We start from the raw sequence: 12,496 nt of genomic DNA, 5'->3' as shown, positions 1-12,496 counted from the left end.
TGGCGTTCACCGCTGATTCCGGGTAGTCTTTACCAACCTGTTATCTCGTCGCGCGCCGCCGAGATGAGCACCTCCTTCGACCGAACTCTCGCCCCCGACGCCGAAAGCCCCCTACACGTGCTCGAGTCCCCCCTCGTGCCCGACGGATCAACGCCAGGCACCCGCGCTGAAGTGCGGCCCGAGCGACCCCTGACCCGTCGTGAGCTGCGCGAACGCGAGGCGGAGGCGGCACGGTCGGCAGCAGCGGCGAACGGCGGCACTCAGGCCCCCGCGCAGTTCACCGGGGCGGATGCCGCGGCGCCGGCCGCGTGGGTGCAGCAGCAGTCGCACGCACCGATGCCGCAGGCACAGAGCCGGCCCGCCTGGCAGGCGCAGCCGACCGCCGCCGTCGCGGGCGAGGTTGCCGCACAGCCGCAGGTCGCACAGCCCGCACAGGCCCGATACGCCTCGGCTCAGCCCGTGGCCACCTCGCAGCCGGTCCATCCCAGCTTCGACGAGTTGTTCTCGGGCGTGAACGCCCCGACCTCGTCTCCCGTCGCCGAAGCCCAGCCGACGCGTCGCCGCTCCACCCCCGCAACGCCCACCGAGGCCGAGCCGATCGACCACCCGGTCGCCCGTCGCTCGGCCTCCGTCATGTCCGCCGCGGCCGAGCCCGCCGAGCGGCCCGTCGCGGTGAAGCCCCAGCCCGCGCCATCCGAGCCCGCCGGGTTCGACGATCTCTTCGCCGGGCTCGGCGATGCGGAGGCCGACGACGTCGCCGACGCCGGCCGCCGATCGGGTCGGGCTGACCGCAGCGCTCGCGCCGATCGCAAGGCCGAGAAGCAGGCCAAGGCCGGCAAGGGCCGCTTCGGTTCCAAGGCGCAGCCCGAGGTCCACGGCGTGCGCCGCGGTGCCGCCGCGGCCGCTGTTCCCGCAGTCGCCTCCGCTTCCGCCGCCGCGCCGCTCGCCGGCGGAGCCGCCACCGCGGCCGCTGCGGCGACCGCCTCCGCCGATTTCGCGTCGCTCATCGCGGGAGCCGCCGCGGGGCCGCGCACCGAACCGGTCGTCGTGCAGATTCCGCGGCCCGACGTGCTCGCCGCGTCGACCGAGATTCCCCTCGCCCCGCGCGGCGCCGTCGGGCAGAGCGACGAGCTCGCCGCGATGATCGCCGCCGCCGGTGCCGAGGCCGACGCCCTCACCGCGGACCACGCCGACCGTCGCTCGCGCGACGGCGGCCCCGAGTCGCACCCCGCGGCATCCGCCCGCCGTGCGTCCGGTGCATCGCGCGCCACCGGCCGTCAGGCCGCGGTCGGCGCCCGCCCCGCGGCATCCGCCCCGCAGCCGGCGCGGCCGGCCCAGCGTCGCAACCGCACCCGCAGCATCGCCAGCGTCGTCGCCATGGGCTTCGCCGCGATGCTCGCCGTCGCCACCTCGGTGCCGTCGCTGTCGCTGCTCACCCCCGCCGAGGTGCAGGCCATGGCCCTCGAGGGCGCGTCGACGATCACGATCGACGGCCAGCGCGTGCAGATCAACGACGGCGTGCTCGCCCAGGGCGTGCAGAGCGAGGGGTACAAGACCCAGACCATCGAGGAGTACGCCGAGGCCGCGGGCATCCGCGCCGAGGCGACCTTCACGAACAACCCCGCCGGCACGGTCCAATGGCCGTTCGCCGTCGGCGTGCACATCGGCGACCAGTTCGGCTACCGCGACTGCGCGGGCTGCTCGAGCGACCACCACGGCCAGGACTTCAACCCGGGCTACGGTGCCGACATCCAGTCGATCGCCGACGGCGTCGTCGTCGAGTCGACCGACTCGGGCGGGTCGCTCGGCACGGTCATCATGATCCAGCACGAGATCGACGGGCAGACCATCGTCAGCGTCTACGCCCACATGATCGAGGGCTCGCGACTCTTCGAGATCGGCGACACCGTCGAGGTCGGCGACGTCATCGGCGAGACCGGCAACACCGGTATGTCGACCGGCCCCCACCTGCACTTCGAGATCCGCATCGGCGGCATGGACGGCGAGTGGGTCGACCCGCTCGAGTGGCTCTACGCCAACACGAACTAGCTCGTCCGCGTTTCTCCACAGATCCGGTCGTCACGCGATCGGCGGGTGATCGAACGCCGAGACTCGAGGCATGCCGACATTGTCCCGTGCGGATGCCTCCGCTGCGTCGAGCTCTCCCGCGGTCGTCTCGACCGTGGCGGCTGCAGGCGGGGTCTGCTCTGTCGCGCGGATCGCCGATGCAGGGCTCTCGCGCCACGCCGTCGATGCCGCGGTCGCCGCGGGGGTCGTCGCGCGCGTCCGTCGCGGCTGGGTCGCAACACCGAACGCCAATCCCGATGTCGTCCGGGCGGTGCGGGTCGGCGGGGTCGCGACCGCGGCGACCGTCGCTCGCATGCACGGCATCCGCGTACCCGACGACCCGACCCTGCACGTGCGGGTCGCACGTGGCGCTTCGCGACTCCGCGCACCCGATCCCGAGGCGGCCGGGCCCCGCGCGCTCGACCGCGACCGAGACCGGGTCTGCGTGCATCACCGCAGTGATCCCGCTCCGACTGCGGTCGTCGACCCGCTCACGCTCGCACTCGCCGAGATGCTGAACTGCGCCGCACCCGACGCCGTGATCGCAGCGCTGGATTCCGCACTCTCCTCTGCGGTGCTCTCGGCACGCGAACTGGAGGTCGTCCGGGAGCTCGGTCTGCGCTCGCGCCACTGGATCATCGACCGGGCAGACGCCGGATCGGAATCGGGCATCGAGACGAAGGCGCGCATGCTGCTGCGCACCCACCGCATCCGACATCGAAGCCAGGTGCGCATCGCCGGCGTCGGCAGGGTCGACCTGCTCGTCGGCGATCGCCTCGTCATCGAGGTCGACGGGTCGCAGTTCCACTCGGGCGACGACGAGTTCGAGAGCGATCGCCGGCGCGACTTCGAGCTCGCAATCCGCGGCTACCTGGTGCTCCGCCTCAGCTACCGAATGGTGACGAGCCACTGGGATGCCACGAGCGAACACCTGCTCGCCGTGATCGCCCGCGGCGAGCACCGGTGGGCGTACCGTGCGCAGGCGTTCGAGTTCGCCGCGCGTGCGCTTCCGCAGCACAAGCGGACGGAGTTCTGACGCCGATCCGGGCGCGGCCACGCGCACTTCTCAGGACGAGAGGGCGGATGGGCCGAGTGACGGGGTCATCGGCCAGCTCGTCCTGAAAAGTGCGGAGCGAGCGCCCGTGCCCCAGTGCAGCCCCGCCCGGTGTCGCCGCGCTTTTCAGGACGAGGGGGTGGATACACCTTGAGTCAGGCCCATCGGCCCTCTCATCCTGAAAAGTGCGGAGGTGCGGCTGCCGCGCGGCAGCGGCAGAAGCGGCCGCTAGGCGGCGCGCAGCCAGACGGTGGTGTCGCCGGGCAGCTGGGCGGATGCCTCGTCGAGCGGGCCGCTCGCGAGGAGCACCTCGCCCGCGGGCAGCGCCACGGGTGCCGACCCGGTGTTCGCCACGACGACCACGTCGCCGTTGCGGAACGACAACACCTCGGGGGTCTCGCCCAGCGGCCACTCGAGCGAACCCGAGGCGAGGCCGTGCGCGCGGCGCGCGGCGAGGAGCGACCGGTAGAGCGAGAGGGTCGACGCCGGGTCGTCGCGCTGCACATCGCGGGCGAACGACGCCCATGATGCGGGCTGGGGGAGCCACGCGGCGTCGGTGGGGCCGAAGCCGTACGACGGCGCGGACGCCGTCCAGGGCAGCGGCACGCGGCATCCGTCGCGACCGTAGCGCTCGCCGTTCGTGCGGAACCAGGTCGGGTCCTGGCGGGCGTCGTCCTGCAGGTCGATGACCTCGGGCAGGCCGAGCTCCTCGCCCTGGTACAGGTAGGCCGAGCCGGGCAGGGCGAGCATCAGCGCGGTCGCGGCGCGGGCGCGGCGAAGGCCCGTCGCGGGGTCGCCAAGGCCGGGCGTGCGCGGGCCGACGCCGTGGCCCTGCGGGTTCGGCTCGGTGAGCGCGAGCCGGGTGGCGTGGCGCACGACGTCGTGATTCGAGAGCACCCAGGTCGAGGGGGCGCCGACGGCCGCGAAGGCGGCGATCGAGTCGTCGATGACGCGGCGGAGTGCGTCGGACTGCCACGGCGTCTCGAGGTAGGCGAAGTTGAACGCCTGGTGCATCTCGTCGGGGCGCACCCACTGCGCGACGCGGGGGAGCGGGTCGACCCACGCCTCGGCGGCGAGGATGCGCTCGCCCGGGTAGGTGTCGAGCAGCGCGCGCCAGTCGCGGTAGATCTCGTGCACGCCGTCAAGGCCCCAGTAGGGCGCGGGCACGGCCTCGGCCTCGGCTCCGCCGCCCATGCTGCCGGCGTCGGCGGCGGGCGACCAGTCGGGCAGGCCGTCGGCCTTGATCATGCCGTGCGCGACGTCGACCCGGAAGCCGTCGACCCCACGGTCGAGCCAGAAGCGCAGGATGCGGCGGAACTCCTCGCGGACCTCCTCGTTGGTCCAGTCGAAATCGGGCTGCGACGAGTCGAAGAGGTGCAGGTACCACTGGCCGGGCGTGCCGTCGGCCTCGGTGACGCGGGTCCAGGCAGGGCCGCCGAAGACCGACTCCCAGTTGTTCGGGGGGAGCTCGCCGTTCTCGCCGCGGCCGTCGCGGAAGAGGTAGCGGGCGCGCTCGGCGCTGCCGACGGGAGCCGCGAGCGCCGCCTGGAACCAGTCGTGCTGGTCGCTCGAGTGGTTCGGCACGAGGTCGACGATGACGCGGATGCCTCGGGCATGCGCCTCTTCGACCATGGCGTCGAAGTCGGTCAGGGTGCCGAAGAGCGGGTCGACGTCGCAGTAGTCGGCGACGTCGTAGCCGGCGTCCTTCTGGGGCGAGGTGAAGAACGGCGAGAGCCAGATCGCGTCGATGCCGAGCTCGGCGAGGTCGGCGAGGCGCGCCGTGATGCCGGCCAGGTCGCCCATGCCGTCACCGTTCGCATCGGCGAAGGAACGGGGGTAGATCTGGTAGATCGCGGCAGTGCGCCACCATTCGGAAGTCATGACGGAAACTGTACGACATTCTTGATACACCGTGGAAACGCTTGCAGGAATCGCAGGATGTTCGATCATCACGAACCGGTATCGATAGAGTTCGGCCGGTTTGGCGTTGAGAGGAAAGCAGGGTATACCTGTAATCGCTTGCAATCGCGAGCGACACAGGGAAGAACGGCCTTTCGGGCGGTGTGCAGTTCGAGCCACCAGGCGAAGGCGCCGATCTCACGCACACTGAGAAGGACACACCAATGAGGGTGAACAGGAAGAGCCTCCTTGCGGCCGGTGCGGTCGCGGTCGTCGCGACGCTCGGTCTCGCCGGTTGCGCCGGTGCCGATGGCAGCTCCGACACGGAGTCGAGCGCGAGCAGCACGCTGACCGTCTGGGTCGACGCCGAGCGCGTCGACGCGCTGAAGGGCGCGGCCAAGGCCTACTCCGACGAGACCGGCGTCGACGTCAAGCTCGTCGGCAAGGACAACGCCGACATCAAGGACGACTTCATCCAGCAGGTTCCGACCGGCAAGGGCCCCGACATCACCATGGGCGCCCACGACTGGCTCGGCGAGCTCTCGACCAACGGCGTCGTCGCCCCGATCGAGCTCGGCGACTCGGCCGCCGACTACCTCAAGGTGGCCGTCGACGCGTCGACCTACGACGGCACGACCTACATGCTCCCCTACGCGGTCGAGAACATCGCGGTGCTCCGCAACGCCGACCTCGTCCCCGAGGCCGCCACGAGCTTCGACGACATGCTCGCCAAGGGCACCGCGGCCGGCCTCACGCAGCCGTTCGTCGTCGAGCAGGGCGCCGAGGGCAACCCGTACCACCTCTACCCCTTCCAGACCGCGTTCGGCGCCCCCGTCTTCGGCAGCGACGAGAACGGCTACAACGCCGACGACCTCCAGCTCGGCAACGCCGGCGGCGAGGCCTTCGCCACCTGGCTCGGCACGCAGGGCAAGAACGGCACCAAGGCGTTCAACACCGACATCGACGGTGACATCGCGAAGGACAGCTTCCTCACCGGCAAGTCGGCCTTCTGGCTGACCGGACCGTGGAACGTCGGCGCGGCCGTCGACGCCGGCATCAACGTCGCGATCGACCCGACCCCGAGCCCCACCGGTGAGGCCACCCAGCCGTTCGCCGGCGTCAAGGGCTTCTTCGTCTCGGCCGAGTCGAAGAACAAGGTCGCCGCGAACGACTTCCTCGTGAACTACCTCGGCAGTGAAGAGACGCAGCTCGAGCTGTTCGAGGCCGGCAACATCCTCCCCGCGAACTCGGCCGCCGCCGAGACCGCCTCGAGCGACCCGATCATCGAGGGCTTCGCCGCCGTCGGTGCCGACGCCGTGCCGATGCCGGCCATCCCCGCCATGGGCAAGGTGTGGCAGTACTGGGGCATCGCCGAGGCCGCCATCATCAACGGTGCCGACCCGGTCGCCACGTGGCAGAAGCTCGCCGCCGACGTGCAGGCCGCGATCGACGCAGGTTGACCGACGACGTCGGTCGAGTAGGCGCGCAGCGCCGTATCGAGGCCCTCGACGGGGTCTCGATACGGTCGCTCCGCTCCCTGCTCGACCGACGTTCGCGCTGCATCACCGAGCGACGACGATGAGAGAGACAGGCACATGGGCACCGTGATCGAGGAGGACGTCCGCGAGGACGCGCCGCCGAAGCAGACGAAGCAGCAGCGTCGCGCTGCGGGCATCGCCGAACAGGCCTCCGGCGGCATCAAGGTGCTGCTGATCAAGCTGCTGGCGCTCGGCCTCGTCGACGCGCTCGCGCTGTACGCCGTGTTCGTGCTTGCGCTGCACGAGCAGTGGGTGGTGCTCGTCATCGTCGCCGCCGTCACGGCGCTCGTGAACTGGATCTACTTCTCGCGCCGCAAGCTCCCCGCGAAGTACCTCACGCCCGGGGTGATCTTCCTCGTCGTGTTCCAGGTGTTCGTGCTCCTCTACACCGGGTACATCGCCTTCACGAACTACGGCACGGGCCACAACGGCTCCAAGGAGCAGGCCGTCTCCTCGCTCATGGCCTCCTCGCTCGAGCGGGTCGAGGACTCGCCCGCCTACCCGGTCACCGTCGTCGAGCGCGGCGGCGAGCTGGGCCTGCTCGTGACCGACCCCGAGGGCGACGCCCTCGTCGGCACCAACGAGGAACCGCTCACCGAGGCATCCGGGGCCGAGTTCGACGGCGACGTCGCCGTCTCGGCCGACGGCTGGAACACGCTGCAGTTCGCCGACGTGCTCGAGCGCACCGACGAGGTCACCGCGCTCGCGGTGCCCGCCTCCGACGACCCGAACGACGGTGCGATCCGCACGCCCGACGGCTCGACCGGCTACCTCTACGTCTCGACGCTCGAGTACGACGAGGCCGCCGGCACCATGACCGACCTCACGACCGGCACGGTCTACTCCGACACCGGCGTCGGGGCGTTCACCGCCGAGGACGGCGAGCAGCTGCTGCCCGGCTGGCAGATCACGGTCGGCTTCGACAACTTCGTCCGCGCCGTCACCGACACGCGACTCGCGGGCCCGCTGCTCTACGTGACCGCCTGGACCTTCGCGTTCGCGATCATCTCGGTCGCGTCGACGTTCTTCCTCGGCCTCTTCCTCGCGATCGTGTTCAACGACATGCGCATGCGGGGTCGCAAGATCTACCGCGTGCTGATGATCCTGCCGTACGCGATCCCGTCGTTCCTCTCGGCGCTCGTCTGGGCGGGCATGATGAACGAGAGCTTCGGCTTCATCAACCAGGTGCTGCTCGGCGGGGCATCCATACCGTGGCTCACCGATCCACTCCTCGCGAAGGTCTCGATCCTCATCGTGAACCTCTGGCTCGGCTTCCCCTACATGTTCCTCGTGTGCATGGGCGCGCTGCAGTCGATCCCCGACGACATCCAGGAGGCCGCGAAGGTCGACGGGGCGAAGCCGTGGGCGATCTTCCGCCTGATCAAGCTGCCGCTGCTGCTCGTGACCGTGGCGCCGCTGCTCATCGCGTCGTTCGCGTTCAACTTCAACAACTTCAACACGATCTACATGCTCACCGACGGCGGGCCGCGCGACTCGAACGCGCCGATCCCGGTCGGGTTCACCGACATCCTGATCACGATGGTCTACAAGGTCGCGTTCACCGGCCAGACCCGTGACTACGGTCTCGCGAGCGCGTACTCGATCATCATCTTCATCGTCGTCGCGGTGATCTCGATCATCGCGTTCCGGCGGACCAAGAGCCTCGAGGAGCTGAACTGATGGCCGCTCGCAAGGTGGTGCCCGGCACGGGCGTGGGTCTCGCCGCGGGCGAGATCGAAGAGATGACGGATGCCTCGACGCGGGCGCATTCCTCGCTGGGCGACGCGCCGCTCGTGCTGCCGAAGCGCCCGTTCAGCTTCGGCCGCTGGTTCGCGGCGACCGGCTGGCGCCACATCGTCGGCGTCGTGATGGTCGTGTTCTCGCTGTTCCCGATCGTCTTCGTGATCTCGTCGTCGCTGAACCCCAACGGCACGCTGACCGGCTCGAACGCGTTGTTCTCGAAGATCGGGCTCGACAGCTACGTGCGGATCCTCTCCGACCCGCAGGTGCCGTTCGCGACGTGGTTCGCGAACACGATGATCATCGCCGGCACGACCGCGGTGTGCACCGTGTTCCTCGGGGCGCTCGCCGCGTACTCGTTCTCGCGCATGCGGTTCACCGGGCGCCGTTTCGGGCTCATCTCGATCGTCGTCGTGCAGATGTTCCCGCAGCTGCTCGCCGTGGTCGCGATCTTCCTGCTCATGTCGACCATCGGCGACCTGTTCCCGGCGATCGGCCTGAACACCCACCTCGGCCTCATCATGGTCTACCTCGGCGGCGCGCTCGGCGTGAACACGTACCTCATGTACGGCTTCTTCAACACCGTGCCCGCCTCGATCGACGAGGCCGCCAAGATCGACGGCGCCGGGCACGCGCGCATCTTCTTCACGATCATCCTGCGGCTCGTCGCCCCGATCCTCGCGGTCGTCGCGCTGCTGTCGTTCATCGCGTCGGTGAACGAGTTCGTCGTGGCATCCGTGCTGCTCATCGACACCGACAAGCAGACGCTCGCCGTCGGCCTCACGAAGCTCGTGTCGAACCCCCGCTACGCCGACTGGAGCGCCTTCTCGGCCGGGGCCGTGATGTCGGCGCTGCCGGTCGTCGCGCTGTTCCTCTTCCTGCAGAAGTACATCGTCGGCGGGCTCACCGCCGGCGCGGTCAAGTAGGACGCGCGCCTGGAGGGCTTCGTGGACCGGATGAGCCGGCCGGCACCGGCCGGCTCATCCGGTTCGAGCGACGTGGATGCCTCGGTGCTGGCGCCGGCGCGCGCAGGCGAGTCTCGGCGGGGAGCCTCAGAACGAGACCGACTCGCCCATCTCGAGGCCCGACGCGGCCATGATGATCATCGGCACGACGACCGCGGCGATGGCGATCACCACGCCGCCGATGCCGAAGCCGATGCCGATCGCGGTGGCGCGGTCCATCTTGCGGCGCAGGCGGCGGCCGGCGGGGGCGACTGCGTTCGGCGAGGCGGTGCCGGTCGCGCCGGGCGTGCCGGGAGCGCCGGCCGCGGCGGCCGCGAGGCGCGAGGCCGGCGTCTCGGCACCCGGCACCCGCTCGTCGACGTACAGGTCGGTGCGGTCGTGGAACTTCGCGCCGACGACCGCGCGGATACGGTCGAATCGCTCCCAGGTCGAGCGCTCGGCCCACGCGAAGCCGCCCGGCCTCATCACGATCAGCAGGTTGTCGCGCACCTCGACGTCGAGGTCGCCGGTCTCGTCGATCAGCAGGGCCATCAGGTCGGGCGTGAAGACGTAGAGCGCGTCGCGCTCGTAGCCCTTCGGCACGTAGAGGCGGAAGTGCCGGTCGAAGTCACCCTCGAGCGAGAGCCGCTGGTTCTCCTTCGGGGGACGCGCGAGGCTGGAGCCGAGCAGGCCGTCGTTGCGGCCCGCGTCGAGGATCAGGTTCGGCAGGTACCGCGGCAGCGCGATCGCGAGGTAGCCGACGTCGATGCCGCTCAGCGACGTGCTCGACCGCACGCGCGTCGTCACCTTCACACCCGACTTCGTGAAGCGCACCGATTCGGCGCTGCGGGTGCCGCCGCGCAGGTGCCCCGTCTGCCATCCGTCGGCGATGACCTGGTCGTGCGCCGTGCCGTTCGACACCTGCTCCCAGAGGCCGTCGCCGAGCGCCGGCGGGTCGCCGACCGCGCGGTGCGCCCAGCCGTTGGCGGCCGCGAAGGCGGCGAGCCCGCCGTCGCGTTCGATCAGCTCGAATCCGGTGGCCACCGTCGCTCCCTTCACGTCGCGGTCGCTGGCGACGCTCCATTCTGCCCGACGGCCACATTTCGTTTCTCAGGAGCGGCTGTGCGCAGCGGCACGTTCGTCAGGAGCGGAAGGAGGGGTCGGGGGCTGATCCGCTGCGGATTCCCGGTGTTGATCCCGTGCCGACCCCACAACCATTCCTGAGAAGCTCGCAAACCTTCCTGAGAAACGAAGAACGCCACGAGAGGATGACTCCATGCTGACCCCCCACCACGACGGATCGCCGCTGCACGTCTCGACGCAGAGCCCCGCGCTCGGCGAGACCGTGCGCGTGCGGCTGCGGGTGCCCGAGGCCTTCGGCCCACTCGCCTGGGTCGGCACGCGCTCGAACCCGAACCGGGAGCCGCGTTTCGACGAAGCCGTACGCGTGGCGACGGGGGAGGACGGCTGGACCTGGTGGGAGGCGCGCGTCGAGGTCGAGAACCCCGTGCACCGCTACCGGTGGCTCCTCGTCGGCGTCGACGGGCGTCAGCACTGGTTGAACCAGGTGGGGCTCTCGCAGATCGAGACGCGCGACCACGACGACTTCAGGCTCGTCGCGCACGAGCCGGTGCCCGAGTGGGTCTCGGGCAGCGTGCTGTACCAGGTGTTCCCCGACCGCTTCGCGCGATCGGCGACGGCCGATGAGCGAGAGACGCCCGAGTGGGCGATCCCGGCGCAGTGGGGCGACGCGCTCGACCCCGTGCCGCCCGGGCGCTCGGCGCAGTTCTTCGGGGGCGACCTCGACGGCGTGCGCGAGAAGCTCGACCACCTCTCGGGCCTCGGCGTGAACCTGCTGTACCTGACCCCGGTGTTCCCCGCGCGGTCGAACCACCGCTACGACGCCGCCACCTTCGACCACGTCGACGAGCTCCTCGGCGGCGACGACGCACTGGTTCGCCTCGTCGAGGCGGCGCACGCCCGCGGCATCCGTGTCATCGGCGACCTGACCTCGAACCACTCGGGCGACGCGCACGAGTGGTTCCGCATCGCGCAGGCCGACCCGGACTCGGCCGAGCGCGACTTCTACTACTTCGACGACGCGGCGCCGAACGGCTACGAGTCGTGGCTCGGCGTGCCGAGCCTGCCGAAGTTCGACTGGTCGTCGCAGGAGCTGCGCCGCCGTTTCGTCGACGGCCCCGACTCGATCGTCGCGAAGTACCTGCGGGCGCCGTTCGGGCTCGACGGCTGGCGCATCGACGTCGCCAACATGACCGGCCGCCTCGGCGGCGTCGACCTGAACGCCGAGGTGCGCCGCGCGATCCGCCGCACGATGCTCGCGGTGAACCCCGACACGATCCTGCTCGGCGAGTCGACGAACGACGGTGCGAGCGACTTCCAGGGCGACGCGTGGCACGGCGCGATGAGCTACACCCCCTTCACCCGGCCGCTCTGGAGCTGGCTGCAGGCGCCCGGCAGCCCCGCAGGCGGCGGCATCGGCTTCGCGCTCGCGCAGGTGCCCGTGTTCACGGGCCGCCAGTTCGTCGACGCGCACCTGCGCTTCGCCGCCGGGTATCCGTGGCGCACCCGCCTCGGCGGCATGAACGCCCTCGACACGCACGACACCCCGCGCTTCGCGACGAACGCGCGCCCCGGCACCGTGCCGGTCGGTTTCGGCCTCGCCGTCACGATGCCCGGCATCCCCGTGGTGTGGGCCGGCGACGAGTTCGGCCTCACCGGCGAGGACGGCGAGGCCTCGCGCACGCCGATGCCCTGGGGCACCGAACAGGATGCCTCGGTCGCGCCCGTGCTCGACGCGTACCGCCGTCTCGTCGAGCTGCGGCGCTCGCACGAAGTGCTCGCCACCGGCGGCATCCGCTGGCTCGCGGTCACCGACGAGCTCGTCGCGTTCGTTCGCGAGTCGGCTGTCGAGTCGGTGCTCGTCGTGGCTGCACGCTCGGCGACTGCGGTCGAGCTGCCGGTGGCGCTCGTCGAGTCGCTCGTCGAGTCGCTCGTCGCGTTCGGCGAGGTGCGGCTCGAGGCATCCGATGCGCCGTCGGGCGCTGCCCTGGCCGCGATCGCCGACGGGCCCGCGTTCGGGGCGTGGGCGCTGCCCGGCGTCGCTGCGCCGGCGTGGTGAGCGGGCGGGGCGTCGTGCTCGGCAGGCCGGTGCCCCGCGGTTCGGCGCCCGGCGGTTCGGGGCTCTCGCCGGGTCGATGACGGCGCGTGTCGTCGTGCTCGTGGCAGTGGTACGA

8 protein-coding genes are annotated in these 12,496 nt (G+C 70.9%); 6 read left to right on the top strand and 2 right to left on the bottom strand.

Going from position 1 to position 12,496, the window contains the following annotated elements; translation table 11 throughout:
* Positions 1 to 117 precede the first annotated feature (117 nt).
* Together ACFVAJ_RS05405 and ACFVAJ_RS05400 are read left to right on the top strand one after the other, a co-directional pair.
* Entirely contained in the window at positions 118 to 2,049 is a 1,932-nt protein-coding gene (locus ACFVAJ_RS05405; RefSeq protein ID WP_376941859.1) for a peptidoglycan DD-metalloendopeptidase family protein, read from the top strand.
* A 70-nt stretch (positions 2,050 to 2,119) separates the two neighbouring features.
* Positions 2,120 to 3,103 (top strand): endonuclease domain-containing protein, encoded by a 984-nt coding sequence (locus tag ACFVAJ_RS05400; protein WP_376941857.1) that lies wholly within the window; start codon positions 2,120 to 2,122, stop codon positions 3,101 to 3,103.
* Positions 3,104 to 3,349: 246 nt separating this feature from the next.
* Here ACFVAJ_RS05400 and ACFVAJ_RS05395 read toward each other — a convergent pair whose 3' ends face one another.
* Entirely contained in the window at positions 3,350 to 5,002 is a 1,653-nt protein-coding gene (locus ACFVAJ_RS05395) for a glycoside hydrolase family 13 protein (RefSeq protein WP_376941855.1), read from the bottom strand.
* Positions 5,003 to 5,244: 242 nt separating this feature from the next.
* Here ACFVAJ_RS05395 and ACFVAJ_RS05390 point away from each other — a divergent pair, with 242 nt between their 5' ends.
* The 3 genes from ACFVAJ_RS05390 to ACFVAJ_RS05380 all read left to right on the top strand — a co-directional run bounded on the left by ACFVAJ_RS05390 (position 5,245) and on the right by ACFVAJ_RS05380 (position 9,224).
* Positions 5,245 to 6,480 carry an extracellular solute-binding protein gene (locus ACFVAJ_RS05390; protein WP_376941853.1) on the top strand — a complete coding sequence of 412 codons (1,236 nt, stop codon included), beginning with the start codon at positions 5,245 to 5,247 and terminating at the stop codon, positions 6,478 to 6,480.
* Between the two features lie 135 nt (positions 6,481 to 6,615).
* On the top strand, positions 6,616 to 8,238 hold the full coding sequence (locus ACFVAJ_RS05385; protein WP_376941851.1) for an ABC transporter permease subunit: 1,623 nt from the start codon (positions 6,616 to 6,618) through the stop codon (positions 8,236 to 8,238).
* Between the two features lie 62 nt (positions 8,239 to 8,300).
* On the top strand, positions 8,301 to 9,224 hold the full coding sequence (locus tag ACFVAJ_RS05380) for a sugar ABC transporter permease (RefSeq protein ID WP_376942480.1): 924 nt from the start codon (positions 8,301 to 8,303) through the stop codon (positions 9,222 to 9,224).
* A gap of 126 nt (positions 9,225 to 9,350) precedes the next feature.
* Here ACFVAJ_RS05380 and ACFVAJ_RS05375 read toward each other — a convergent pair whose 3' ends face one another.
* Positions 9,351 to 10,286, bottom strand: coding sequence for a hypothetical protein (locus ACFVAJ_RS05375; protein ID WP_376941849.1), 936 nt, complete (start codon positions 10,284 to 10,286; stop codon positions 9,351 to 9,353).
* A gap of 232 nt (positions 10,287 to 10,518) precedes the next feature.
* Here ACFVAJ_RS05375 and ACFVAJ_RS05370 point away from each other — a divergent pair, with 232 nt between their 5' ends.
* A complete protein-coding gene (locus tag ACFVAJ_RS05370; protein ID WP_376941847.1) occupies positions 10,519 to 12,381 on the top strand; it encodes a glycoside hydrolase family 13 protein in 1,863 nt (620 codons plus the stop codon).
* Positions 12,382 to 12,496: the final 115 nt, after the last annotated feature.

Origin of the sequence: Agromyces sp. NPDC057679, from assembly GCF_042799635.1 — a bacterium.
Lineage (GTDB): Bacteria > Actinomycetota > Actinomycetes > Actinomycetales > Microbacteriaceae > Agromyces.
This window is presented reverse-complemented; position numbering and strand designations above follow the sequence as displayed.

Coding starts and splice junctions, on each gene's coding strand:
- ACFVAJ_RS05390 (WP_376941853.1), top strand. CDS start 5,245: ATGAGGGTGAACAGGAAGAGCCTCCTTGCGGCCGGTGCGGTCGCGGTC.
- ACFVAJ_RS05400 (WP_376941857.1), top strand. CDS start 2,120: ATGCCGACATTGTCCCGTGCGGATGCCTCCGCTGCGTCGAGCTCTCCC.
- ACFVAJ_RS05380 (WP_376942480.1), top strand. CDS start 8,301: ATGACGGATGCCTCGACGCGGGCGCATTCCTCGCTGGGCGACGCGCCG.
- ACFVAJ_RS05370 (WP_376941847.1), top strand. CDS start 10,519: ATGCTGACCCCCCACCACGACGGATCGCCGCTGCACGTCTCGACGCAG.
- ACFVAJ_RS05395 (WP_376941855.1), bottom strand. CDS start 5,002: ATGACTTCCGAATGGTGGCGCACTGCCGCGATCTACCAGATCTACCCC.
- ACFVAJ_RS05385 (WP_376941851.1), top strand. CDS start 6,616: ATGGGCACCGTGATCGAGGAGGACGTCCGCGAGGACGCGCCGCCGAAG.